General features: G+C 71.6%; 21 protein-coding genes, 2 tRNA genes and 1 pseudogene. 11 read left to right on the top strand and 13 right to left on the bottom strand.

The genetic code is table 11. The annotated features are described in order from the left end of the window. Nucleotides 1-12: 12 nt before the first annotated feature. The 6 genes and pseudogenes from A6P39_RS22175 to A6P39_RS22150 all read right to left on the bottom strand — a co-directional run bounded on the left by A6P39_RS22175 (nt 13) and on the right by A6P39_RS22150 (nt 5802). Complete coding sequence (locus A6P39_RS22175; protein WP_107304550.1) at nt 13-1728, bottom strand: long-chain fatty acid--CoA ligase; 1716 nt, start codon at nt 1726-1728, stop codon at nt 13-15. A gap of 65 nt (nt 1729-1793) precedes the next feature. Continuing rightward, nucleotides 1794-2387 (bottom strand): SigE family RNA polymerase sigma factor, encoded by a 594-nt coding sequence (locus tag A6P39_RS22170; protein WP_067056570.1) that lies wholly within the window; start codon nt 2385-2387, stop codon nt 1794-1796. Nucleotides 2388-2579: 192 nt separating this feature from the next. After that, nucleotides 2580-3746 carry a lipid-transfer protein gene (locus tag A6P39_RS22165; RefSeq protein ID WP_067056573.1) on the bottom strand — a complete coding sequence of 389 codons (1167 nt, stop codon included), beginning with the start codon at nt 3744-3746 and terminating at the stop codon, nt 2580-2582. Then, nucleotides 3743-4150, bottom strand: coding sequence for a MaoC family dehydratase (locus tag A6P39_RS22160; RefSeq protein WP_067056576.1), 408 nt, complete (start codon nt 4148-4150; stop codon nt 3743-3745). Before A6P39_RS22160 ends, A6P39_RS22165 begins: the two co-directional genes overlap by 4 nt. Nucleotides 4151-4235: 85 nt before the next feature. After that, nucleotides 4236-5216: pseudogene (locus A6P39_RS22155) on the bottom strand (bifunctional MaoC family dehydratase N-terminal/OB-fold nucleic acid binding domain-containing protein); the annotation flags it as partial. Between the two features lie 274 nt (nt 5217-5490). Continuing rightward, complete coding sequence (locus A6P39_RS22150; protein ID WP_067056579.1) at nt 5491-5802, bottom strand: hypothetical protein; 312 nt, start codon at nt 5800-5802, stop codon at nt 5491-5493. 357 nt (nt 5803-6159) lie between these two features. Here A6P39_RS22150 and A6P39_RS22145 point away from each other — a divergent pair, with 357 nt between their 5' ends. Continuing rightward, the gene (locus tag A6P39_RS22145; RefSeq protein WP_067056582.1) at nt 6160-7032 is read left to right on the top strand and encodes a bifunctional DNA primase/polymerase; all 873 of its coding nucleotides are present in this window, start codon (nt 6160-6162) and stop codon (nt 7030-7032) included. Nucleotides 7033-7176: 144 nt separating this feature from the next. Here the strand turns inward: A6P39_RS22145 and A6P39_RS22140 are convergent. Further along, nucleotides 7177-7263, bottom strand: a tRNA-Ser gene (locus tag A6P39_RS22140). 1064 nt (nt 7264-8327) lie between these two features. Between A6P39_RS22140 and A6P39_RS22135 the strand changes: the two genes are divergently transcribed. From A6P39_RS22135 to A6P39_RS22125, 3 genes are read left to right on the top strand one after another with little or no spacing between them, the layout of a single operon-like run. After that, the gene (locus A6P39_RS22135; RefSeq protein WP_443052913.1) at nt 8328-9119 is read left to right on the top strand and encodes a replication initiator; all 792 of its coding nucleotides are present in this window, start codon (nt 8328-8330) and stop codon (nt 9117-9119) included. After that, complete coding sequence (locus tag A6P39_RS22130; RefSeq protein ID WP_443053068.1) at nt 9110-9322, top strand: helix-turn-helix transcriptional regulator; 213 nt, start codon at nt 9110-9112, stop codon at nt 9320-9322. The genes A6P39_RS22135 and A6P39_RS22130 overlap by 10 nt, the downstream gene beginning before the upstream one ends. Further along, entirely contained in the window at nt 9316-10710 is a 1395-nt protein-coding gene (locus A6P39_RS22125) for a tyrosine-type recombinase/integrase (protein ID WP_067056588.1), read from the top strand. Before A6P39_RS22130 ends, A6P39_RS22125 begins: the two co-directional genes overlap by 7 nt. A 144-nt stretch (nt 10711-10854) precedes the next feature. On the opposite strand, the gene A6P39_RS22120 is transcribed toward A6P39_RS22125, so the two are convergent. The 3 genes from A6P39_RS22120 to A6P39_RS22110 all read right to left on the bottom strand — a co-directional run bounded on the left by A6P39_RS22120 (nt 10855) and on the right by A6P39_RS22110 (nt 13900). Beyond that, nucleotides 10855-11724 carry a hypothetical protein gene (locus A6P39_RS22120; protein ID WP_067056591.1) on the bottom strand — a complete coding sequence of 290 codons (870 nt, stop codon included), beginning with the start codon at nt 11722-11724 and terminating at the stop codon, nt 10855-10857. A 374-nt stretch (nt 11725-12098) separates the two neighbouring features. After that, a tRNA-Ser gene (locus A6P39_RS22115) sits at nt 12099-12185 on the bottom strand. A 143-nt stretch (nt 12186-12328) separates the two neighbouring features. After that, complete coding sequence (locus A6P39_RS22110) at nt 12329-13900, bottom strand: S1C family serine protease (protein WP_067056594.1); 1572 nt, start codon at nt 13898-13900, stop codon at nt 12329-12331. A 275-nt stretch (nt 13901-14175) separates the two neighbouring features. On the opposite strand from A6P39_RS22110, the gene A6P39_RS22105 reads away from it, so the two are divergent. From A6P39_RS22105 to A6P39_RS22095, 3 genes are all read left to right on the top strand, one after another. Continuing rightward, entirely contained in the window at nt 14176-15015 is an 840-nt protein-coding gene (locus A6P39_RS22105; protein ID WP_067056597.1) for a glycerophosphodiester phosphodiesterase, read from the top strand. Nucleotides 15016-15195: 180 nt separating this feature from the next. After that, nucleotides 15196-15840, top strand: coding sequence for an ATP-binding protein (locus tag A6P39_RS22100; protein ID WP_079133852.1), 645 nt, complete (start codon nt 15196-15198; stop codon nt 15838-15840). Between the two features lie 147 nt (nt 15841-15987). Next, nucleotides 15988-16950: a DUF5926 family protein gene (locus tag A6P39_RS22095; RefSeq protein ID WP_067056602.1), complete on the top strand. Its 963-nt coding sequence runs from the start codon at nt 15988-15990 to the stop codon at nt 16948-16950. A gap of 244 nt (nt 16951-17194) precedes the next feature. On the opposite strand, the gene A6P39_RS22090 is transcribed toward A6P39_RS22095, so the two are convergent. Next, entirely contained in the window at nt 17195-17731 is a 537-nt protein-coding gene (locus A6P39_RS22090) for a hypothetical protein (RefSeq protein WP_067056605.1), read from the bottom strand. A gap of 171 nt (nt 17732-17902) precedes the next feature. Further along, nucleotides 17903-18568, bottom strand: coding sequence for a bifunctional DNA primase/polymerase (locus A6P39_RS22085; protein WP_067056608.1), 666 nt, complete (start codon nt 18566-18568; stop codon nt 17903-17905). Between the two features lie 610 nt (nt 18569-19178). Here A6P39_RS22085 and A6P39_RS22080 point away from each other — a divergent pair. The 3 genes from A6P39_RS22080 (at nt 19179) to pdxR (ending at nt 23641) form a co-directional block, all read left to right on the top strand. Continuing rightward, nucleotides 19179-20579, top strand: a complete 1401-nt coding sequence (locus A6P39_RS22080; RefSeq protein WP_067056611.1) for a PP2C family protein-serine/threonine phosphatase — start codon at nt 19179-19181, stop codon at nt 20577-20579. Between the two features lie 145 nt (nt 20580-20724). Further along, nucleotides 20725-22209, top strand: a complete 1485-nt coding sequence (locus A6P39_RS22075) for an aminopeptidase P family protein (protein WP_067056614.1) — start codon at nt 20725-20727, stop codon at nt 22207-22209. A 67-nt stretch (nt 22210-22276) separates the two neighbouring features. Next, a complete protein-coding gene (pdxR, locus tag A6P39_RS22070) occupies nt 22277-23641 on the top strand; it encodes a MocR-like pyridoxine biosynthesis transcription factor PdxR (protein WP_067056617.1) in 1365 nt (454 codons plus the stop codon). 80 nt (nt 23642-23721) lie between these two features. Here pdxR and A6P39_RS22065 read toward each other — a convergent pair whose 3' ends face one another. Beyond that, entirely contained in the window at nt 23722-24180 is a 459-nt protein-coding gene (locus tag A6P39_RS22065) for an ATP-binding protein (protein WP_067056620.1), read from the bottom strand. Nucleotides 24181-24366: 186 nt separating this feature from the next. Between A6P39_RS22065 and A6P39_RS22060 the strand changes: the two genes are divergently transcribed. Continuing rightward, a complete protein-coding gene (locus A6P39_RS22060; RefSeq protein ID WP_067056624.1) occupies nt 24367-25227 on the top strand; it encodes a hypothetical protein in 861 nt (286 codons plus the stop codon). The last annotated feature ends 64 nt before the right edge of the window (nt 25228-25291 follow it).

The raw sequence follows: 25291 nt of genomic DNA, 5'->3' as shown, positions 1-25291 counted from the left end.
CGGCGGGAGAGGTCAGAGCGTGGTGACGGACAGCTCGCCGTCGGCGTACTGCCTGCGCAGCACCTTCTTGTCGAACTTGCCCACGCTCGTCTTCGGCACCGCCTCGACGATCGTCCAGCGCTCGGGGAGCTGCCACTTGGCGATGCGGCCCTCCTCGGCGAGGAAGGTGCGCAGGGCCGTGAAGTCGGCACTCGCGCCGTCACGGAGGACGACCGTGGCCAGCGGGCGCTCGCCCCACTTCTCGTCGGGCACGGCGACCACCGCGGCCTCGGCGACGTCCGGGTGGGACATCAGCGCGTTCTCCAGCTCCACCGAGGAGATCCACTCGCCGCCGGACTTGATGACGTCCTTGGCGCGGTCGGTGAGGGTGAGGTAGCCCTCGGGGGAGATGGTGCCGACGTCGCCGGTCTTCAGCCAGCCGTCCTCGCTGAACTTGTCGGCGGGGCGCAGGGGTTCGGCGTCGGGGCCGTTGTAGTAGGCGCCCGCGATCCAGTTGCCGCGCACCTCCAGCTCGCCCGCCGCCTCGCCGTCCCAGGGCAGGCGTTCGCCGCCGGGGCCGGTGAGGCGGGCCTCGACGCCGGCCGGGAAGCGGCCCTGGGTGAGGCGGTAGGCGAACTCCTCCTCGGTGCCGACCGCGTGGGCCGGCGGGCGCGCCACCGTGCCGAGCGGTGAGGTCTCCGTCATGCCCCAGGCGTGGCAGACCCGCATGCCGAGCTTGTCGAAGGCCTGCATGAGGGAGGGCGGGCAGGCCGCGCCGCCGATGGTGACCTGGGTCAGCGAGGAGACGTCCCGGGGGCGCGCGGTCAGCTCGGCGAGCAGGCCCTGCCAGATCGTCGGGACGGCCGCCGCGTGGGTCGGCCGCTCGCGCTCGATCATCTCCGCGAGCGGCGCGGGCTGCAGGAAGCGGTCCGGCATCAGCAGGTTGACGCCCGTCATGAACGTGGCGTGCGGCAGGCCCCAGGCGTTGACGTGGAACTGCGGGACCACGACCAGGGACGTGTCCTGGTCGGTCAGCCCCATCGACTGGGTCATGTTGACCTGCATGGAGTGCAGGTAGATCGAACGGTGGCTGTACACCACGCCCTTGGGGTCGCCGGTCGTGCCGGAGGTGTAGCACATGGCGGCGGCCTGGCGCTCGTCCAGCTCCGGCCAGTCGAACCGCGTCGGCCGCCCCGCGATCAGCTCCTCGTACTCGTGGACCCGGGCGTGCGTGCCCTGCAGGGGCGTACGGTCGCCGGGGCCGGAGACGACGATGTGCTCCACGGTCGGCAGCTTGGGCAGCAGCGGCGCGAGCAGCGGGATCAGCGAGCCGTTGACGATGACGACCTTGTCGGCCGCGTGGTTGACGATCCACACCAGCTGCTCGGCGGGCAGCCGCAGATTGAGCGTGTGCAGCACCGCGCCCATGGACGGGATGGCGAAGTACGCCTCCACGTGCTCGGCGTTGTTCCACATCAGGGTCGCCACCCGGTCGTCGCCCCCGACGCCCAGTTCGTCCCGCAGGGCGTTCGCCAGCTGTACGGCCCGCGCCCCCGCCTCGGCGAAACTGCGCCGCTGCGGCTCGTCCTCCCCGGTCCAGGTGATGATCTGGGACCGCCCGTGCACCAGCGCCCCGTGCACAAGGATCCGGGTGACGGTCAGTGGTACGTCCTGCATGGTGCTCAGCAAGGGATCCTCCTGGCGACATTGCCTACGCGGGAGTAGAGGCTGCGCTGATTCTGCGCACATACCGCGCGGTATGTCACTAGGTGGTTCGTCACGGAACGGAAGCTAGTGCCCCAACAGGCGGGGCACTAGCGCACGAGTCCCAGTTCGGGATCCTCACGCAGCTTGCCGAGCGCCCGCGACACCGCCGACTTCACCGTGCCCACCGACACCCCGAGCACCTCGGCGGTCTGGGCCTCGCTGAGGTCCTCGTAGTACCTGAGGACGACCATCGCCCGCTGCCGCGCCGGCAGCCTCGAGATCGCCCGCCACATGGCGTCGTGCAGCGCCTGGCGCTCGGCCGGGTCGTCGTCGCCGGGCACCGGCTCCGGCTCCGGCAGCTCGTCGCAGGAGAACTCGTCCACCCTGCGCTTGCGCCACTGCGAGGTCCGGGTGTTCAGCAGCGCGCGGCGCACATAGCCGTCCAGCGCCCGCTGGTCCTCGATCCGGTCCCAGGCCACATAGGTCTTGGCGAGCGCGGTCTGCAGCAGGTCCTCGGCGTCGCTCGGGTTCGCGGTCAGCGAGCGCGCGGTGCGCAGCAGTACCGGCTGGCGGGCCCTGACGTACGACGCGAACGACGGGTACGCGGGGGTCGCGCCGCTCGGCCGGCGGCGGGCGTGGGGGAGGGTCTGTCCCGCTGGTGCGGCGGCGGCCGAGGCGCTGGTGCAGACGGGTGTGGTCATGGCTCCACGCTAGGAGCGGGACCCGCCCCGGCGGATCGCCCGCAGGTCCCGAAGCGGAGTCCCCCTCAGGTTGTAGGGGTGGGGCAGGCTCCACCTCCTGAAGGTGGAGTGCGGGTACGCCCCGTCTGCGGGTTCGACCCTGAGTCCGGCCGGCGCGGGGCCCGGCTCCGGTGCGGGCCCGGGCCCGTGGCCTCAGCCGTCCGCCGTCAGGATCAGTCCCGACGTCGGCACCCCGGTGCCGGCCGTCACCAGGGTCCGGGACGCTCCCGGTATCTGGTTCACCGCCGTGCCCCGCAGCTGGCGCACCGCCTCCGCGATGCCGTTCATCCCGTGCAGGTACGCCTCCCCCAGCTGGCCACCGTGCGTGTTGAGCGGCAGCCGCTCCTCGGCCACGAAACCGGCCGCCTCGCCCCGCCCGCAGAACCCGAACTCCTCCAGCTGCATCAGCACGAACGGCGTGAAGTGGTCGTACAGGATCCCCACGTCGATGTCGGCCGGGCCGAGGCCGGAGGTGCGCCACAGCCGGCGGGCGACGACGTCCATCTCCGGCAGGCCGGTCAGATCGTCGCGGTAGAAGCTGGTCATCTGCTCCTGCGCCCGGCCGGCGCCCTGCGCGGCCGCCGCGATCACGGCCGGGGGATGCGGCAGGTCCCGGGCCCGCTCCAGGGAGGTGACGACGACGGCCTGCCCTCCGTCGGTCTCCTGACAGCAGTCCAGCAGCCTCAGCGGCTCCACGATCCAGCGGGACGCGGCGTGCTCGGCCTGCGTCAGGGGGCGGCCGTGGAAGTACGCCGCCGGGTTGGTCGCCGCGTATTTCCGGCCGACCACGGCCACGTGCCCGAACACCTCCGGCGCCAGCCCGTACGCGTGCAGGTACCGCTGGGCCGCCATCGCCACCCAGGAGGCCGGGGTGAGCAGCCCGAACGGCAGCACCCAGCCGAGCGCCGCGCCCTCCGCCGACGGCTCCCGGTGCTGCACGCCCGCGCCGAATCTGCGGCCCGAGCGTTCGTTGAAGGCGCGGTAGCAGACCACCACCTCCGCCACGCCCGCCGCCACCGCGAGTGCCGCCTGGAGGACGGTCGCGCAGGCCGCGCCGCCGCCGTAGTGGACCCTCGAGAAGAAGGACAGCTCGCCCATCCCGCACGCCTGGGCCACGGTGATCTCGGGGTTGGTGTCCATCGTGAACGTCACCATCCCGTCCACGTCGGCGGGCGCCAGCCCCGCGTCGTCCAGCGCGGCCCGCACCGCCTCCACGGCCAGCCGCAGCTCGCTGCGCCCCGAGTCCTTGGAGAACTCGGTGGCCCCGATCCCGACGACCGCGGCCCGCCCGCCCAGGGTGTCGCGTGCCCGTCCGCTCATGACCCACCTTCCCGGGGCTGCCGGGCCGGGACCGTGACCGTCACCGTGCCCGTCACATGCCGGCCGATGCCGTTGGCGCCGACGACGCGCACGGTGGCGGTGTCGCCGTCGACCGACTCGACCGCGCCCGTCAACACCATCGTGTCCCCCGGGTAGTTGGGCGCCCCCAGCCTGATGGCCACCTTGCGGAGCACCGCCGTGGGCCCGAAGTAATCCGTGATGTACCTGCCGACCAGGCCGTTCGTCGTCAGGATGTTCATGAAGACGTCCGGCGAGCCCTTCTGCCGGGCCAGCTCCGCGTCATGGTGCACGTCCTGGTAGTCCCGGGACGCGATCGCCCCTGCCACGATCAGCGTCCGCGTGACCGGGATCTCCAGCGGCGGCAGCTCGGCGCCCGCCGTCATCGCCCCCGTGAACGCCGTCGTCATGTCCCACTCCCCACTCGCGCTCAACTCCCCCGGTTCCCGGAGCACTTCGGCAGCCCTCGCCCTCGACGACCCGGAAGACCGGCAGGACCAGCGCACCCTCGCCGTCCTCGCCGCCCTCGCCGCCCGCGCCGCCCGCGCCGTCGTCGTAGTGTCGGAACTCCACCTGGACCGGCAGCCCGATGCGCACCTTGTCGTACGGCACCCCGACCACGTTGCTCACCATCCGCACGCCCTCGGCGAGTTCGATGAGCCCGACCGCGTACGGGCCCGCCGCACCGGCGGCACCGGATTCGGTGAAGGCCGGGAAGGGCGGGTGGTGCATGACCACGTACGAGTAGACCGTGCCCGCGCCGCTCGCCTCGGCCGTGTCCCACTCCAGGCAGCCGCAGGCGTTGCAGCCCGGCAGCCAGGGGTGCCGGAGGGTGCCGCAGCCGGTGCACCGCTGGATCAGCAGCCGGTGCTCGGCCACGCCCTGCCAGAAGGCGGCGTTGTCCCGGTTGACCACCGGCCGGGGCCGCCGGGGGCGCGCGGGCGGCGGTGTGCGGGGCACGGGGGCGTACTTGAGGATGCGGAAGCGGTGCGTGCCCACCAGCTCGTCCGCGACTCGTACGTCCATGCGGGTCGTCACGAAGTACCCCGTGCCCAGCTTCGTGGTCTTGCGGCCGGAGACGGACTCGATCACCGCGTCGAAGGTGACCTCGTCGCCCGGACGCAGCGGCCGGAGGTACTCCTGCTCGCAGTCGGTGGCGACCACCGACGTACAGCCCGACGCGTCGAGCAGGCCCAGCAGTTCGTCGTAGGCTCCGGAGCGGCCTTGGTGTCCGGACAGGCCGCCCATCGTCCAGGCCTGGAGCATGGTGGGCGGGGCGATGGCGTCCGGGCCGCTGTAGGCCGGGTTGGTGTCGCCCATGGCCTCGCACCAGTGCCGGATCATCGGCCTGTTCACCGGGTCCCTGCCCGCCCCCGCGGCAGCGGCGGCCCGCCCCTCGTACGCCTTGAGCCGTGCGCCCAGTGCGTCGGGCTCCGCACTCCTCCCGCTCATTGAAGCCCCCTCTCCGCCCTCTCCGCCCGCTTCACCGTTCCGTGCGCGGCCTTCCCGGGAAGGTTTCTGACTGTCCGTCAGATCTCGTCGGGTGTCAAGACCGGCCACTCCCGGCCGGACGGACCGGACCGCGCCGACGGCCCAGACCGCGGGGACCGTCCGGGCCGCGCGGTAAAACGCCGGCACGGCGGCACCGAAGTGCCGCCGCGCGACGTGTTGCGACCCCGAAGCACACCCCACGAGGGCCCTCACCGGGAGGGACCTCGCCCCGCGCTCACCAGAGGTCGGCGAAGTTGACGGACACGTTCTCGTTGCCCTGCTGGATGGCCGTGAAGGCGGAGCCGTTGACCTGAGCGGTGTTGCTCTGATTCCTGGCACCGGCGCCGACCGCGCTCTGCTGGGTGGTGGACGAGTTGCCGAAGTTGTCGTGGCCGACACCGCTGCCGACGACGCTCGCCACGCCGGCGTTCGATCCGTGGCCCGCGATGGCGCCGTTGTCCGCGGCAGCGACCCCGCCGAACAGGGCTGCTGCGAGCGGGAGAGCGGCGACGACGGCGACGACGCGGGCGGTACGGATGCTTGCCATCTTGTTCCTCCAGAAAGCGGCCCGTGGGCCAGAAGTACGTGAACTGTGGCTTGTATCAAGGCAGTTGGCCGACCGCCTCGACTGTCTGGACGACGTCGCGAATCAAGAGTTACCCACCGAATCCACGGCGAACCACCCCGGAAGCCTCGATTAGCACGCAAGCGTGATGACAAGTCGATAAACCCTTATCGCCTCCTTTTGCCCTGTCTCCACCCAGGAGGCGCGCGTCGGCCCTTTCACCCCCCAAGGGGCACAAGGGGTGAACCGTTCCGGCACACGCTCCGCGCACCCCTCACCCCCGGGCACGCCCCGCGCGCCCCCCTTTCCTTTTTCGAACGCGTGTACGAACATGGATCCATGGCCACCACCGACCGGCAGGCCACGACCCTGGCCCTCGCACACGCGCTGTCAGCCGCCGAACGCGGCCTGGCCGTCATCCCCCTGTCCCGGACGAAGCTCCCGGCCCTGCGCTCCCCCCACCACGACGACCCCGACCCGGCCGGCCCACGCTGCCACGGGGCGTGCGGCCGCTTCGGCCACGGCGTGTACGACGCCTCGACCGACCCCGTCCGCATCCGCGAGATGTTCACCGCCGCCCCCTGGGCCACCGGTTACGGCATCGCCTGCGGGCTGCCCCCGTACCACCTGATCGGCGTCGACCTGGACACCAAGACCGGTACGGACTCCTCGGCCGCCCTGCGCGAACTGGCCCTGCGCCACCTGTTCACCATCCCCGAGACCGTCGTCGTCCGGACGCCGAGCGGCGGGCGCCATCTCTGGCTCACCGGCCCGCCGGACGTCGTCGTACCGAACTCGGCCGGCCGCCTCGCCCCCGGCATCGACATCCGGGGCGCCGGCGGCTACCTCGTGGGCCCCGGCTCGCGCACCGACCACGGCGTCTACACCACCGCACCCGGCACCACCCACCTCGCCCCCGCCCCCTGCCCGCCGTCCCTCCTGCGCCTCCTGCTGCCCCCGCCCCGCGGCCCGCATCCTGGCCCCTCCACCCCGGGCGACCACGGCCGCGGCCTGGTCCAGTTCGTCCTGTCCGCACACGAGGGCCAGCGCAACACCCGCCTGTTCTGGGCCGCCTGCCGCGCCTACGAGAACGGCCTCGGCCCCGCCCTGACCGACGCCCTGACCGAGGCGGCCCTCAACACCGGCCTGACGGAACGCGAGGCCCGCGCGACGATCGCCTCGGCGGCCCGGATGTCGGGGCACAGGCGGTGAGGTCCCGCCCCGGACGGCCGGCACGGACTGCCGGACAGGCGGACAGGCGGACAGGCGGACAGGCGGACAGGCGGACAGGCGTGAAAAAAAGGGGTGCCCCAAAGCGGGGGCACCCCTTCTGACCTGCGTCTTTTATGACCTGTGCGGAGGCGGTGGGATTTGAACCCACGGTGACATCGCTGCCACGACGGTTTTCAAGACCGTTCCCTTCGGCCGCTCGGGCACGCCTCCCCGCTCCGTCCACCTGGGACGGAGCGGGTAACCGCACACCGGGATTCGCCGCCTTGCAGGGGCGTGGTCCACACGGGGTCCAGTGGCTCTTCTCCAGCCGCCGACAGCACCGCGTTGTCCGCCCCCGGCACTGCTCAACCCACGGACTATGACCTTCTGATCCGTAGGACCGGCCAGGGTGTTGGGCGGGGGCTGCGCCTTCCGTCCGGCTGATCGCCGAGGGTCGTGATCAACGGCCTCTGTGTGCTGTCGTTGCCGTCAGGGTTGCCGTCGGTGCGGAACGGTGGCACCGGCTGGCGCCGACTCGCAGCGTGCGCAGGACTTCAGAGCACTACTAGCCCCGTTCCCAGAAGTTGCCGTTGTCCTCACCCGGCGTCTGACCGGGCGGGACATCTTGGATGGCAACCCACTTCTGGCCGTTGTGGAAGACGGTTTGGCCGTCCCTGTACTCCTTCTTCGGGTCCCAGTTCATAGCGACCTCCCATGCTCATGATTCGTGGCGATTTGCCCCGTATCGGCGACAGTAGGCGCCGCCGTATCGCGCCGCACGCGCACGAACCCGCAGACGAGCCAAACGGGTGAAGACAGGCGGGCCACACCGGCTGTGGTGTCGATCCCGAGTGTTGATGGCCTTTCGCGGCCCTCAGACTCTGATGTGGCGTCCGGCGGCGGGCCGGACGTGAATGTTCGAGGGGCCGACCACCCGCCTCCCCGCGTTGGTCAGACGTGTCGTCACATCCAAGCGGCACGAGCGGGGCGGATACCTATACGACGACGCCCGGGGCTGTGCAGTACAGCAGCGAAGTACAGCAACCCCATCGGCCAGTGCCGACCGCCGGTGCCCCCAGCCATCCGCCGTACCAGCCCAGGAGACCTCAGCGACCCTCACGCCCATAGTTCGCATCGAGAGGGCACGGCGCAGTCTGGGCCGTGCCACTCTCGTGCCAGAACGTACGGGGACTCACGGGGAACCAGGGTTCGCCAGAGCGATGCCGCCGGCCAGCGCCTCAGGCAGGGAATCCGCAGGTCACGCCAGTGGTCACCCAACCTCGCTCCTAAAGCGGGTGTCGCAGGTTCGATCAGCCGAGATACGGCCGGTCACGGTGCTCCAGGCCACCTTCGACGCCCTGAAAACCGCCGTGGGCCTGGCTCGGAAGCGAGCCCGGCTCACCGTCGAGTCGGACGCAATCGGCGAACGAGTCATCGCCTGGGGCCGCCGGTTCAAAATCGACCCCATCTCCGCCCTGGGCGACGGCGAACTCACCGACGCCAGGGTTGCCGAGTACACAGACGCCAAGGTCGCCGGATACATCGCCAAGTACGCCACCAAGAACGCCGAAGGCACGGGCACCGTCGACCGCACCCTGATGTGCCGCCCCTGCGCCGGACGCGGCTACGTACGCGGCCCCGACCACTTCCACGACCGGTGCGCCGACTGCGGCGGCACCGGACAGGCCGAACCCATCAAGGCCCTGCCCGTCCAGCACCACGTACGGCAGATGATCCGCACAGCCTGGTCCCTCGGTCACCTGCCGGAGTTCGCCGAACTCAAGCTCTGGAAGTGGGCCCACATGCTCGGCTTCCGCGGCCACTTCTCCAGCAAATCCCGCGCCTACTCCACCACCCTCGGCGCCCTCCGCGACGTACGCCGCGCCTGGCGCCTCGCCCAGGCCGAAGCCGCCCGCGCCCACGCCGGCCTCCCCACCACCGACGAGAACACCACCCTCGTCACCGCCTCCTCCTGGACCTACCTCAGCAGCGGCTACCGCCCCGGCGAAGAACTCCTCGCTGCCCAAGTCCGCCACGACATAGCCCACACCCAACGCGTCAAGTCCGAAGGAGATCCCTGGCTGTGACCACTCCGACCAAGGCCAACAGGCAGACGCTGAAGCTGGGGGAGGCTCTCGCCGAGATCGGGGTGTCCCGTGCCGCCTTCTACCGCATGCGCGCGCGGGGCCAAGCCCCCAAGCACCTGAAGCTCCCCAACGGTCAGATCCGAATACGGCGGGCCGACCTCGACGCCTGGTTCGACGCCTGCGAGGTGCAGGAAGCGTGCTGACCTACGACGCGCAGATCTGGAGTATCCGCAAACGGCCCAACCGCGCTGCGGCCTACCAGCTCCGGTGGCGAGTCGGGCCCCGGCCCTTCTCCAAGAGCTACAAGATCAAGGCTCAGGCCGACGGTCGGCGCTCAGAGCTGATGACCGCGCTGCGCAACCGCGAGCAGTTCGACACGGAAACCGGGCTGCCCGCCTCGGAAGTGCAGGCGCTCAACTCCACTACTTGGTACGCCCACACCCGCGCGTACGCGGCTATGAAGTGGCCTGGCGCTTCAGCCGAGCACCGCGCGAGCATCGCTGACTCTCTGGCCACCATCACGCCGAAGCTGGTCAAGGACGGCCGTGGGGCCCCGGATCGCAAGATGCTCCGGACTGCGCTCTACTCATGGGTCTATCAGTTCGTCCTCGGCGACGACGGGACGTTGAACTCCCGTCTCGACGTCGAAGAGCCGCCTGCCGACATCGTGGCCGCGTTGGACTGGGTCAGCCGGAAGTCCGTGGACATGACCGGCCTCAACACGCCCTCGGTGGTGCGCACAGCACTCGACGCTCTGAAGCTGAAGCAGGACGGCACGGCCGCTGCCGAGAACACGGTGAAGCGCAAGCGTACGGTCTTCAGCAACTGTCTCCGGTACGCGGTGGAACGGGGGTCGCTGACAGCTCTGCCTCTCGACAAGGTCGACTGGACTCCGCCCGAAACGGACGACGAGATCGACTTCCGGTTCGTCCCCGGTCCGAAGCTGGCAAAGGCGCTGATCGATGCTGTCGGTGACCAGGGCGAACGTGGACGACACCTGATGGCGTTCTTCGGCTGCCTCTGCTACGCGGCCAATCGCCCTGGTGAGGCTGCCAATCTCCGTGAGGATGACTTCACCCTTCCGGAAGAAGGCTGGGGTGAAGTCCTGCTGTCGACGAGCACGTCCCGCGTCGGCTCCGGCTGGACCGACACCGGCGAGTCGTTCGACACGCGCGGCCTGAAGAAGCGAGCACGCAAGACAACCCGGCCCGTCCCGATTCCCCCTGTCCTCGTACGCCTGGTCCGCGAGCACCTGAAGGAGTTCGGGACCTCCGAAGACGGCCGGCTGTTCCGTGCCGCCCAGGGCGGCGGCCTACTGTCCAGGGAATACGGGGCCGTCTGGAAGGCTGCCCGGCTCGTAGCGCTCACGGAATCCGAAGCAGCCTCGCCGCTGGCTGGCGTGCCGTACTCCCTGCGCCACGCGGGTGTCTCCCTCTGGCTTGAGTCTGGCGTCTCTCCGGCCGAAGTCGCACGCCGGGCAGGTCACAGCATCGCCGTCCTGTTCCGCTTCTACGCCAAGGCGATTCACCGCAACCAGCAGCGGGCGAATCAGCAGATAGAACGAGCCTTGGACGCTACTGACAGGGACTAGACGCGCGGTCCGTCCAACGACAGGCGCTACTCCCACCCATGCCGAGGTGGGGGTAGCGCCTTTTGTCCTCTCGGAGCCCCGATGCACTACGTCAAGGTTGGGATCCTGCGCTACGGAACCAGGGGTTTGCTGGAACCTTCCGGCTCAGGCCGCGCCGGTCGGGCTGCCGCCAGTCACCGAGTGGAGGGTGAAGGTGTCCGAAGGATCGGGGACGGACAGATCGACCGTGACACCATAGTGGGAGAAATAGCTGGTCGAGGTGACCTCGGCGGCGTCCGTCTGCATCCGCTCCTGCGTCTGCACCGGCAGGTTATCGCCGTTGACCCAGACGTCGACATGGTCTTCCGGAGCACCTGATGCCGCGAGCCGCTTCTTGAGGAATTTCACGTCGTCGGGCGTCAGGCCCTGCTTGCTTGCGATCAGCTTGGCCACGTCCAGCGTGCCGGTGTAGTGGGTGGCGCTCACCCCGCGCACCGTCTCTCGGCCGATCTTGCGCAGATCCCCGCTGGAGATCAACATCCGTACGGCCAGGGCGGGGTTCGCCTGCTTCAGCTGGTCGGTGCTGGCCTTGCCCGCGGCACCTTGCGCGGCGAGAAGGGCGAGCGGCTCCCTGACCCAGTGCTTGCCGCCCATCCTGGCAACCTTCTGGGCGGGCACCTTCACGTACATGGCGTCGCTGCGGAGCTTCATCTGCATCGCCGGGACCGGCGTCGGAGTGGCGGCCTTCACCGACACGGTGACGTTGCCCTGCAGACCATGTGCCCAGTCGTGGTCTCCGACGAGGTGCATCTGGCTCAGCGTGCCCGCCGTGACGGTCTGGTCGATCCTGGCCGAGTGGACCTTGGCCGTGGCGTCCTCCACCTTGAGCAGGTAGGCGACCGGTGAGACAGCGATCGCTGTCGGCTTGGCGGAGGCGTGTCGGTCGGTCGCAGAGGTGGACTTTCCGCCACAGGCGGAGATCGTGCCCAGAGTCGCCGTGGCGGCCGCGACCGCCAGAACCGTACGGAATCGCATGCCACGCATGGCACGACCCCCGTTTTCTGTTACCCGATGCATCGGATGTTCGAATAGTGGGCGCAGAGTAGCGCATGAAACCGGCCATGCCAGCGGCAGGGTTGGGCGGACCGGGGGCCGTAGATGCTCCGATGCGTCCCCGGGGTGATGGCGCGCGGGCCCCAGCATCTCGGGGACGGTCCACGGCTCAGCTCAGGCAGCGTCACTGACCAGCAGGATTCCCAGACATGGCCCGCCGGTTCCTGGTCCACGCCTGGTCCACACGCAGCGATCCACAACGCGACAGAGCTGGATCAGGGTGAGACAGGACCCATGCAGAAGGGGTGCCCCTCGTCCTGGGGCACCCCTTCTGACCTGCACATCTACGACCTGTGCGGAGGCGGTGGGATTTGAACCCACGGTGACATCGCTGCCACGACGGTTTTCAAGACCGTTCCCTTCGGCCGCTCGGGCACGCCTCCTCGCGCCGTCCACCTGGGACGGAGCGGGTAACAGCGTACCGGGACCGGGCGTTCGGCGGGCGCCGTGGTCGGTACCGGGCCCGGGAGAGGGGCGCCCCCGTGTCGAGAGGCGCCCCCACGCGCGTGTGCCGGCCGGCAGCGGGTCAGTTGTCGCCCACCCGCGCACCCAGGATCAGGTCCGCCGTGTGCTCCTGGCCGCCCCGCTTGTAGGTGACCGTCACCTTGTCGCCGGGCTTGTGGGTCCAGATCTCGCCGATCAGGGTCGGGCCGCTGTCGATCACCATGTCGTCCAGCTTGGTGATCACGTCACCGGGCTTGAGGCCGGCCTTGTCGGCGGGGCCGCCCGACTCGACCGCGGCGGACCCGGCCGTGCCCTGGTCGGTGATCTTCGCGCCGTCGGTGGACTCCTCCAGCGAGACGGAGGCGCCGATCTTGGCGTACACCGGCTTGCCGTTCTTGATCAGCTGCTGAGCGACGTACTTGGCCTGGTCGATCGGGATGGCGAAGCCCAGGCCGATCGAGCCGGACTGGCCGGAGCCGCCGATGCCACCGCTGTTGGTCGACTGGATCGCCGAGTTGATGCCGATGACCGCGCCGGAGCCGTCCAGCAGCGGGCCGCCGGAGTTGCCCGGGTTGATCGGCGCGTCGGTCTGCAGGGCGCTCATGTACGACGCCTTGCTGGTGGAGCTGCCGTCACTGGATGCCACCGGTCGGTTCTTGGCGCTGATGATGCCCGTCGTGACCGTGTTGGACAGGCCGAAGGGGGCACCGATGGCGATCGTCTCGTCGCCGACGACCACCTTGTCGGAGTCACCGAGCGGGAGGGGTTTGAGGTCCGACGGGGGGTTCTTGAGCTTGATGACCGCCACGTCGTAGCCCTGCGCGTGGCCGACGACCTCGGCGTCGTACTTCTTGCCGTTCGGGAACGTCGCGGTCAGCTTGCCGCCGCCCAGCGCGTCCGCCACCACGTGGTTGTTGGTGATGATGTGGCCCTGGGTGTCGAACACGAAGCCCGTGCCGGTGCCGCCGTCGCCGTTGGTGCCCTGGGCCTCAATGGTGACCGTGCTGGGCAGTGACTTGGCGGCCACGCTGGCGATCGTGCCGGGCGCGCGCTTGACCTGCGTGGCGCCGCTGTCGGAGGCGGAGACGGTCGTGGAACCGCTGTCGTCGTGGTTCTTGGCCAGGGTGTAGCCGAGGCCGCCGCCCAGGCCGCCCGCGACCAGCGCGGCCACCAGGACGGCCGCGACCAGTCCGCCGCGCCCGCGCGGCTTGGGGGCGGGCTGCTGGTACGAGGCCCCCCACGCGCCACCGCCAGCACCGCCGCCGAAGCCACCGGCGCCGCCCGCGCCGCCCGCACCATAGGCCGGACCCTCGCCGTACGCCGGACCCTCGCCGTACGCCGGACCCTCGCCGTACGCCGGACCCTCGCCGTACGCCGGACCCTCGCCGTGGGTCTGGCCCTCGCCGTGGGGCGGGGTGGCCGGGGGCGGGGGCGGCCAGGAGGCGTCGGGAGCCGGGCCGGAGGCATGCGGGGCGCCGGCCGGGCCCGCGGGCGCCCCGGCGGCGGGAGCGTCCTCGGGGACCGGCGGAAGGGGAGCGGTCGGTGCGTTCCCCTCGGGCGCTGCGCCCTGCGGGGAAACTGCGGGAGAGCCCACCGGCACGGGAGGTGCGGACGGGGCCGGGGGTACCTCGTTGCCCTCGTTCTCGGTGCTCACAGCTCTTCTCCTCGATCCACGGCTGTTGTTGCCACGGCTGTTGTTCTCGGTCGCACTCGGTCACGCTCGGCAGCTGTGCATGGTGCTGTGTCAGTCTTCACTGTTCCGTATGTATGCGGTCAGCTTTTCTCACCAGCCGTCAGAGCACCATAAGCCGTGGCTGTGGGTCCACGGCCAGTCTTTACATAGGGTCTTTTCGGCAAAAGTTACATAACCGGGCACTTGGGTGCGGCCGAGCCGCCCCGCGCACGCCCGGACGGTGGCACCATGACGCGGTGACCCACGCACCACAGCGCTCCATCCAGGTCGTCGCCCACCGGGGCGCCTCCGAAGACGCGCCCGAGCACACCCTGGCCGCCTACCGGAAGGCGATCGAGGACGGCGCCGACGCCCTCGAGTGTGACGTACGGCTGACCGCGGACGGCCATCTGGTCTGCGTCCACGACCGGCGGGTGAACCGTACCTCCAACGGCCGCGGCGCCGTCTCCGCACTGGAGCTGGCCGATCTCGCCGCGCTCGACTTCGGCTCCTGGAAGACGCGCGAGACCTGGCGCGGGCGCGCCTCCGACAACGAGGAGCCCGACTGGGAGCACCGCCCGGAGGACCGCGAGGAGACCTCCGTGCTCACCCTGGAACGGCTGCTGGAACTGGTCGCGGACGCCGGGCGTCGGGTGGAGCTGGCCATCGAGACCAAGCACCCCACGCGCTGGGCCGGCCAGGTCGAGGAGCGGCTGCTGACGCTGCTGAAGCGATTCGCCCTCGACGCGCCGGACTCCGCCGCCGAGTCCCCGGTGCGGATCATGAGCTTCTCGGCGCGTTCGCTGCACCGCGTGCGTGCCGCCGCGCCGACCCTGCCGACCGTCTACCTGGTGCAGTTCCTCACACCGCGGCTGCGCGACGGACGGCTGCCCGCGGGCGTGCGGATCGCGGGCCCCTCGATCCGCATCGTGCGCAACCACCCCGGATACGTGGAACGGCTGAAACGGGCCGGTCACCAGGTGCACGTGTGGACCGTGAACGAGCCCGAGGACGTCGACCTCTGCGTGGACATGGGCATCGAGGCGATCATCACCAACCGCCCGCGCGCGGTACTGCGCCAGCTGGGCCGTATGTGACCTCATGTGACCTCAAGAGGCCGGTAAAGAGCCGTACGCATCCCTTGACCCGGCTGTGCGGCTGCTGAATCCTCCCTTGTCAGCCGCACCGATGGAATTCAGCCACACGACGACCAGACGAAGAAGCCGATCGTCACAGGGAGTGCTCCGGCGCGTTCGCTCCGTGCAGAGGCGTTACGAATGCGTCACCGGAAGGGGATTGGCCGGTTTCCGGTACAGGTCCAAGGGGCATTCACACCGTGGCGTGGGGCAAAGGAGGTCTCGGGGGTGGCGTTGGTGGTGGCACAGGAGGTGCCCACGTCGTCGAGCATGGCCGTACCCCATGGCCCTGCGGGCGTGGGGAAGGCGAGGCACCGGATGCGCGCACAGCTGCGCAGCGGTGGCGTCTCGGAATCGGTCATCGACGATGCCGTACTGATCCTTTCGGAACTGCTGAGCAACGCCTGCAAACACGGGCGGCCCCTGGGCGGCTCACTGGCCGGTGACGGCGATGTGCGCGCCGCGTGGCGGGTCGATCCACGGGGGCGGCTCATCGTCGAGGTGACGGACGGCGGCGGTCCGACCCGCCCGGCGCCGGCCACCCCGTCGGTGACCGCGCACGGCGGCCGCGGGCTCAACATCATCACGGCACTCGCCGACGACTGGGGCGTGCGGGACGACGTCCGGGGCGAGGTGACCGTCTGGGTGGTGGTCCACGAGGACGTCCACGATCCCGATGCCGGGTGCCGCCGCGACGGTTTCGCTACGCGCGTCACGGCCCCCGCGCTCGCGGACATGGACATGGCCCGCCTGGACTTCGCGGACGCCTTCGAAGACCTGGACTGAACCGAGGCCCGACTCCCCCGGAATGCCCACAGGTTCACACCAGTGGCGTCGAGCGCGCGTGCGTTGTCCACAGGTTCCCGTCGGTGATGGCCAAAGCGGCTAGGCTCCCGCCCGTACGAGAAGCGCCGTAACCGGGAGACACCCACGATGGCCAAGAAGCGACCCCAGACGAAGGCCAAGCCACAGATCACGGACGGAGAGATCCCGGTTGTCGGCGCCCGCGAACCCTGCCCCTGCGGCAGCGGCCGGCGCTACAAGGCCTGCCACGGCCGGGCCGCCGCGCACGCGGTGACCGAGCTGGTGCACCGCCCGTTCGAGGGCATCACCGGCGAGTGCGACTGGGTGGCGCTGCGCGAGCTGGTGCCGGCCGCGACGGCCGAACTGACCCTGAAGGACGGCCTGCCCGAGGGCGTCCCGTCGGTCACGCTCGCCACGGTGCTGCCGATGGCCTGGCCGGCGCTGCGCCGCGACGACGGCTCGGTCCTGCTCGGCCTGCAGAACGACACGGCGTCCGGCGACATCAGCCGCGACCTCGCCGACACGCTCCTGCGCGCGCTCGAGGCGCAGCCGGGCACGCCCGTGCAGGGCCGCCGCGCCCCCGCCGACGGCCCCCGGCTCCAGGACCTGCTGGCGGCCGGCGCGCCGTTCGAGCCGGTCGTGCACAGCGGTTTCGAGTTCTGGGTGCCGGACGCGGAGAACGCCTCGCCGGAGGTGACCGCCTCCCTGGAGCGGGCCAACGCGGCCGCCATCCCGACCGCGAGGCTGGCCGGCGTGGACGCGGCGTACTGGTGCGAGACCTCGGAGAAGAACCACCTGCGCTGGGTGATGCCGCATCCCGAGGAGCAGCTTCTGGACGCTCTCGCGCGGCTGCACGCCGCGGGCCGCTCGAGCCTGGGCGAGGGCACCCGCCTCGTGGGCTCCTTCCGTGCTCACGGGCTCACGGTGCCGGTCTGGGACCTGCCGAGCGGTATGTCGGCCGACGACGTGGAGAAGCCGGCCGCCGAGTTCGCCGAGCGCCTCGCCGCCGCCCTCGCCGCCACCGAGCCCCTCACGGCGGACGAGCGCCGCTCCCGCGGCGGCCTGACCAACCGGCAGGTCACCCTCAGCTGAGGCCTCCGCGCGCGTGTGTCACGGCTGAACGGTCGGTCAGCCGTGACGACGACCGGCGAAGCAGGTGACTCCTGTCACAACTCCCCGTCGTCACGGGGAAATCGGTGGCCGAATGCCCCGGTCGGAATTTGCGAACCGCCGATCTCTTGTTACGGTTCCTGTAGCCCGGTTGCTGGTGCATCCCCCGTCGCCAGCAACCGGGTCTTTCCATGCCCGCGTACCGCTCGGGATCCGCGGCGCGGCGTCAACTCCTCTTCGGCACCCAGGAGTTGCTCCCGGCGTCCGCCTGACTGCTGCCCGACCGCAGCAGCAGGGCGCCGTCGGCCCCGCGCCTGGCGAACTCGTCGACGGCCGTGTAGGCCTCCGGCAGGCCCCGGTTGGGCTCGCGGGGCGTCTCGCAGGTGGCGGGCTCGTCGTCGGCGCTGGTGACGCAGCGCATCTGCACACTGCGGCCGTCCGGCCCCAGCAGGCTCAGCACGGAGTCCAGCGACTCACCGGTGGCGTTGCGGTAGTAGGTGCGCGCCCAGGTGTCCGCGCCCTGGGTCAGCACACAGGTCTGCGCCTCGAGGCCCTCGGGTGAGGTCAGTTCGGGGCCGCAGCGGGCGGCGGTGGCGAGTCCCAGCCCGAGCAGCCGGGGAGAGGCACTGGCGGGGGGAATCTTGGCGTCCTCGCGCCAGGAGTCGCGTACGGCGTCCCGCGGCCGCTCGGCCGTGTCCCGGGACGGCTCACCCACCTGCCCGGCGAAGGCCACGGCCAGCGGCAGCACGACCGCGGCCGTCACGACGCCGACCAGCGCGAGCAGGCGGATCGTTCGGGGGTCCGGCCCGCCCCGCGGCGACGGGCGACGACCGTGGCGCCCCGGATGTCGACGGTCCTGTCCCCCAGGAATATGCAGCATGAGCGCAAAGTAGCGAGCGGGCGGCGCACGCTCCTCGCGCCCGCGCCGACACTCCTACAACTCGGGCGCGCTCACACCCGTACGAGTGAGGGCGTCAACCACGGCGTCAACCACGGCCTCCACATCGGGCACCCAGGGCGCGGCCGAGCCCGGCAGCGGGGCCCGCTCCCAGCGGACGGCGCCCTGGCCGGTCTCGGACGGGGGCAGGGCGAGGTAGCCGCCCTCGCCGTGAAAGCGCAGCGAGCCCGGGACGAAGTCCTTGGCGTAGAGCAGCTCGCCCAACTGCTCCATGGAGTACGGCTTGACGAGCAACGCCCAGCAGGTCGGCGAGGCGATCACCGGGCCGAGGCGCATGCCCCGGCGGTCGAGCAGGGAAAGGGCACGGGAGGCGGCGAGTGCCGGCAGGCTGACCGCACAGGGGGCCTTGCCCCCGGTGGCGAGGACGATCGGCGCGCTCGGCCGGTTGGTCCACCACCAGCGCACCATGCGCGCGTCGGTGGTGGCCGCGAGCAGGCCGGGGTCGAAGGGGTGTGCTCCGGGCACCGTGCACTCCGGGTCGGGGCAGCCGCAGCGGGCCCGTCCCTGCGGGTCCGGGGCCACACCCGGGAGTACCGGCCACTGCCATTGGGTCGCGAAGGTCAGGGCCGCGCTGATCAGCTCAGGCCTCCCGTCGTTCCGCCTGGACAGGAGCCTGCGTCGCCTTCCGAGGATCTCGCGCATGAGCGCTCGTTCCTTTCCGTTGCACCGCTGGCAACACCGTGGTCCACATCACACCATGTGTCGATCACTTCACTGTGCGTACCTATTGGCGCATCACACCCCGTGCACGGCAGGGGGTTCCCCAAAGGGTCGAGCAGGGGCCGCTTCCGCGTTCCTGGTGCGTCCGACAAAAGCACGGTTGCGGCGTGGGGGTGGCGAAGTATGGCGTTTTGCCGTCGCGCGTATTTCTCTCCGCCTCCGCCAGGGAGGATGGGGCTCGGCCGTCGGTGGCTATGACGCCCGGGTCCGTCGCCAGGTTCCGGGTGGTCCCCAACCACCCCTGGCCTTCTCCGAGTACGTACCCATCACGACCGCTGTGACGCTCTGTGGAGCAAGGCCAGTCGACCGCAATGAACCGATACCCGAGGCAGTTTTAGGCCAACTTGGCGGTAAGGCAAGGGGTTCGGAAGAAACCCTCGTCCGCCCCATGGACACCAGGAATCCCTGCAGGACAATGCTGGACATCCCCTCACGAGTGCGTGTACATGTGGAGACACTGCTAGCGGCGCAGAATGACATGGGGGTTTGCGATGCTTTTCAGCAATACGCACCGGTCTGAAGGCCGGACGCCATGAACGCCCCGCACCCTCCGAAAGTGGCCGGAATCGATCCAACGGTTCCGACGCCCGCACACACTGTCGCGCCCACACCTCCCGCCCCCGGCGCCCCGTCCTCCCCGGACCCCGCGCCCGTCCCCGCCCCGAACACCCCCGCGCCCGGCACCCTCCTCCAGGACCGGCTGGCCGGCTGGGTCTCGGACCTCACGACCCTGCACGAACTCACCGAACGCCTCTCCCGCACGGGCGCGCTGGATCCCGCCCTGCACGAGCTGCTGCGTGCCGGGGCCGCCCTCGTCGGCGCCCGCCGCGGCCTCGTCGTCCTGGAGCCCGCCGACGGACTCGGGCCCCGCACCACCCTCGGCCTCGGCCTCGGCCACGCGGACCTCGGCCACATCGAGACCGTGCCGCGCGGTGCCCTGCCCTACGACACCGGCGCCGGCACCGAGGTCGCCCACCCCGACCTGCTCGCCGAGGACGGCCTCGACCCCCGCCACCGCGAGGTCGCCGCCCGCCTCGGCTACGCCGCCAGCTACGCCCTGCCCCTCGCCTCCGACTCCGCCGGCCGCCTCGGCTCCGCCGTCTGGCTCTACGACGAGCCGGCCTCGCCCGACGAACGCCGGCGCCATCTGGCCGGCCTCTACGTCCGCCACGCCACCGAGCACCTGGCCCGGCTGCTGGAGGTGGAACACGCACGCGCACGCGTGGCGACCATCACCGAGGAGCTGCTGCCCTCCCGGCTGCCCCGCGTGCCCGGCGTCCACCTCGCCGCCCGGCACCGCACCGGCCCGCGCGGCGGCGGCGACTGGTACGACGCGCTGCCCCTGCCCGACGCCGCCCTCGGCCTGTCCGTCGGCTCGGTCACCGGCTCCGGGCCGAGCGCCGTCGCCGCCATGGGTCGGCTGCGCGCCTCCCTGCGCGCGTACGCCGTGATGGAGGGCGAGGACCCGGTCGCCGTCCTGTCCGACCTGGAGCTGCTGCTGCGGCTGACCGAGCCCGCCCGCTCGGCCACCGCCCTCTTCGCCTACTGCGAGCCCGCCCTGCGCAAGGTCACCCTGGCCGGCGCCGGACACAGCCCGCCCCTGCTGATCGGCGAGCGGCGCACCGAGTTCGCCGAGACCTCCGTCTCCGCACCGCTCGGCATGCTCGCCTGCTGGGAGGCGCCCAGCGTGGAGATCCAGGCCGAGGCCGGAGACACGGTCCTGCTCTACACCGACGGGCTGCTGCACCGTACCGGCGACCCCATGGACCGCGCCTTCGCCCGGCTGCACACGGCCGCCGCGAGCGTCCCGCGCGCGCTGCGCCACGACCCCGGCGCCATCGCCGACCACGTCCTGCGCACAGCCCTGCCGGACGGTCCGGACGCGGCCGACAGCGAGGAGGACGTGGTGCTGCTGGCGGCCCGCTTCGACTGAGCCCACCTGTAATGACCGGGCATAACAGGACGTCCGAGCCCGGTCCGCTCCCGGTACGACCGTACGATGATGGAGGTCCCCGCTCGGCCACAAGCAGGAGCGCGCGGGCCCCGGGGGAGATCACAAGGCGTATCGAGGAGGATCCGTGTCCGACGAGCTCAACCCGGCTGTGCCCGACTCCGCTACCGCGGAGGGCCCCGAGACCGAGTCCGAGGAGCCCATCAAGCAGCGGAAGAACGGCCTGTACCCGGGCGTCTCCGACGAGCTGGCCGAGAACATGCAGTCCGGCTGGGCCGACACCGAGCTGCGTGACCTCAAGCCGATCGCGCAGGCCGCCGAGACCGCGCGCCGCCGCGCCGCGCTCTCCGCCCGCTTCCCGGGCGAGCGCCTGGTCGTTCCCGCGGGCAACCTGAAGACCCGCTCGAACGACACCGAGTACCCCTTCCGCTCCTCCGTCGAGTACGCCTACCTCACCGGCAACCAGACCGAGGACGGCGTCCTGGTCCTGGAGCCCAAGGACGGCGGCCACGAGTCGACGATCTACCTCCTGCCCCGCTCGAACCGCGAGAACGGCGAGTTCTGGCTCTCCGGCCAGGGCGAGCTGTGGGTCGGCCGCCGCCACTCCCTCGCCGAGTCCGAGGCGCTGTACGGCATCCCGGCCGCCGACGTGCGCGAGCTGGCCGACCAGCTGCGCGAGGCCACCGGACCGGTGCGCGTCGTGCGCGGCCACGACGCCGGCATCGAGGCGGCGCTGAGGGACAAGGTCACCGCCGAGCGCGACGAGGAGCTGCGCGTCTTCCTCTCCGAGGCCCGGCTGGTCAAGGACGACTTCGAGATCGGCGAGCTGCAGAAGGCCGTCGACTCGACGGTGCGCGGCTTCGAGGACGTGGTGAAGGTCCTCGACAAGGCCGAGGCGACGAGTGAGCGCTACATCGAGGGCACGTTCTTCCTTCGCGCGCGCGTGGAGGGCAACGACGTCGGCTACGGCTCCATCTGCGCCGCCGGCCCGCACGCCTGCACCCTGCACTGGGTCCGCAACGACGGCCCGGTCCGCTCCGGCGACCTGCTGCTGCTCGACGCGGGCGTGGAGACCCACACCCTCTACACCGCCGACGTCACGCGCACGCTGCCGGTCAACGGTGCGTACACGGAGATCCAGAAGAAGATCTACGACGCCGTGTACGAGGCCCAGGAAGCCGGTATCGCGGCCGTGAAGCCGGGCGCCAAGTACCGCGACTTCCACGACGCCGCCCAGCACGTGCTCGCCGCGCGGCTCGTCGAGTGGGGCCTGGTCGAGGGCCCGGTCGAGCGCGTCCTGGAGCTGGGCCTGCAGCGCCGCTGGACCCTGCACGGCACCGGTCACATGCTCGGCATGGACGTCCACGACTGCGCCGCCGCGCGCACCGAGACCTACGTCGACGGCACGCTGGAGCCCGGCATGGTCCTCACCGTCGAGCCGGGCCTGTACTTCCAGGCCGACGACCTGACGGTGCCCGAGGAGTACCGCGGCATCGGCGTCCGGATCGAGGACGACATCCTGGTGACGCAGGACGGCAACCGAAACCTTTCGGCCGGGCTGCCGCGCCGGTCCGACGAGGTCGAGGCGTGGATGGCCTCGCTGAAGGGCTGATCTGCGTTTCAATGGCCGGGTGCCGGGGAGGTGCCCGGCCATTGGCATGCCTAGGGGGAGGGTATTCGTGGAGGTTTTCTGGTCCGGTGCGGGTGTGGATCTGCATCTCGAGCCCGATGCGGGGGACGGCCGCCGGATCGGGCTGGAGCGGGCGCTCAGGGACGCCATCCGGGACGGGCGGCTCACGCCCGGGACCCGGCTGCCGGCCACCCGGCGCCTCGCGGCCGATCTCGGCGTCTCACGGGGCACGGCGAAGGCGGCGTACGACCAGCTGGTGGCGGAGGGCTACCTGACGGCCCGGCAGGGCTCGGGCACCCGGGTCGCCGCGCTGCCCGCGCCGGCCGCCGAGGCGCCGCAGGCACCCGCACACGCGCGTGCGCCGCGTTTCGACCTGCGCCCCGGCAGCCCGGACGTCGGCGCGTTCCCGGCAGCGGCCTGGCTGCGCGCGCTGCGCCGCGCCATCGCGACGGCACCCTCCCTGGCGTACGACTACGGCGACCCGCGCGGCCGCATCGAACTGCGCACGGCCCTGTCGGGCTACCTGGGCCGGGCCCGCGGGGTCATCGCGCCCCCGGAGCGGATCGTCATCACCTCCGGGTACGTCCAGGGACTCGCGCTCCTCACGCGCGTGCTGGACGGCGCCACCGTCGCCATGGAGGACCCCGGGCTGCCGTTCCACCGCGAGGTGGTGCGGCGCAACGGCGGCACGGTGATGCCGGTCCCGGTCGACGCGCACGGGGCGCGCCCCGAGGAGCTGGGCGAGGCGGCCGCGGTGGTGGTCACCCCCGCGCACCAGTACCCGACGGGTGTCACCCTGCACCCCGAGCGGCGCCGGGCGCTCGGCGACTGGGCACGCGCGCACGGGTCACTGATCATCGAGGACGACTACGACGGCGAGTTCCGCTACGACCGCCAGCCGGTGGGCGCGCTGCAGGGCATGGCACCGGGCCAGGTGATCTACCTGGGCACCGCCTCCAAGACGCTCGGCCCGGGGCTGCGCCTCGGCTGGATGGTGCTCCCGCCGCACCTGGTCGGGGCGGTCGCCGACGCCAAGCTGCACAGCGACCACCACACCGAGACCATCGGCCAGCTCGCCCTCGCCGAACTGATCGACAGCCACGCCTACGACCGGCACGTACGCGCGTGCCGCCTGCGGTACCGGCGCCGCCGCGACCAACTGCTGGACCGGCTGGGGACGCACCGGAACGTGCGCGGTATCGCGGCCGGACTGCACGCCCTGATCGACGTGCCCGACGAGGCCGCGGCCCTGGCCCGCGCGAAGGCCGAGGGCCTCGCCCTCGGCACCCTGGGCGACCACTGGCACACCCCCGGGCCCGACCGCCCCCAGGGCCTGGTCGTCGGCTACGGCACCCCGCGCGAGCGGGCCTATCCGGAGGCGTTGGAGGCGCTGGCGAAGGTGCTGGACGGCTGACGCGGCAAGCGACGGCCGAAACCGCAGGGCGGCGTGGCCGTCACGCCCTCACGCCCTCACGCCGTCACGCCGTCACGCCGTCACGCCGTCAGCAGGGAAGGGTCCTTCTTCCACTTGAGGATCTTGTCGAAGCTGACCACCGTCCCACCCCGGCCGGGCTTGGCGCCAATGTGGACGTGATCGGCCAGCTCCCGGATCAGACACAGGCCGCGGCCGTGCTCGGCGTCCGGGCGGGCGGTGCGGATGTCCTGGGCGAGGACGGGCACGGAGGTGAACCCCGGTCCCGAATCGGCCACTTCGATACGGCACTTCTCGCCGTCGAGGTAGGCCGTCACCCGGTACGCCTCCGACCTGCCGCCGCGGGCCGGGCCCCCGCCGTGCTCGACTGCGTTCGCGCAGGCCTCGGTCAGGGCGACGGACAGGTCGTAGGAGATCTCGGGGTCGACACCCGCCGTCTCCATGGTGCCGATCAGCAACCGCCGGGCGAGCGGGACGCTCGCTGCCTCGCGGCGCAGATGGAGTGACCACCAGATGCTCATGCTCCAGCCTCCTGGCCGCGGCTCGACATACCGTTACGTATTGCCGCCCAAAGGGGGCCGTAAGCACACCGTTGACGTGACGCCGCCCATATGGCCGATGTGCCCGGGGAGGAATCGGTGTATGTGGGGCGGCTCCGGCGCCCTGCCGTAGGGAGCCGGTAAGGGCAGTGCGATGATGAGGCCGCCATGTCTGCCCCCCACACGCGCACGGCGCACCCCGGAGCCGGGCTCCGGATCCTGCGGGCCGCGGTGTTCGCCGCGGTCTGCGTCGTGCTGGCCGCGGGCGGGCACACCCTGGCCTCCTGCGCGCGCGTCCCGCTGTGGACGCTCGGCGCGGGCTTCCTCGGCTGTCTGCTGGTCGTGGTGCCGCTCGCCGGCCGGGCCCGCTCGCTGCCGGGCATCGCCGCGCTCCTCGCGCTCGGCCAGACCGCACTGCACACGCTGTTCGGCCTGGGCCAGCACGGTGCCGCGATGGTCGGCGGCATGGCGCCGGGGCCGGTGAACGGCACCGGCGCGACCGGCGCGGCGGGTTCCTCGCTGAGCGACTCCGCGCTCGTCGAGCAGGCCGCGCGGCTGCTGTGCGGATCGAGCCCCGCCGCGCTCACCCCGGGGCGCGCCTTCCACGTGCTGCTGGCCGCGCACCTCGTCGACCGTTCGGGCCGGCCCGTCGCGGGCCCGGGCACGCTGTCCCACGCCTACGACGTCACCGGTTCCTCCGCGGGGCTGCTGCCCTCGCTGCCGATGCTGCTCGGTCACGTCCTCGCGGCCGTCGCCGCCGGCTGGCTGCTGCGCCGCGGTGATCTGGCCCTGTTGCGGCTGATCGAGCTGTCGGCGCACGGAGTCACGGAGGGGGCGCTCGTACGATCCCTGCGCGCCGCGCTCGCGCTGGTGTGCGCCTTGTGCGCCGGGCTGCTGCCCGCCGCCGAGCCCGCCCCGCGAGGCCGTCACGGCGCTCGGGACGAGGCACCCGCCCCGCACACCACCGCACTTCAGCACACGGTGATCCGGCGCGGCCCGCCCGCCGCCGGCCTCCTCCTCGCCGCCTGACGCGACGCGCGCACTCCGCCCCCGGTGCAGAGGCCGCCGTCGCGCGGCACGCGCGCGTGCGCCA

The sequence above is a fragment of the Streptomyces sp. FXJ1.172 genome (genome assembly GCF_001636945.3).
Classification (GTDB): Bacteria; Actinomycetota; Actinomycetes; order Streptomycetales; family Streptomycetaceae; genus Streptomyces.
This window is presented reverse-complemented; position numbering and strand designations above follow the sequence as displayed.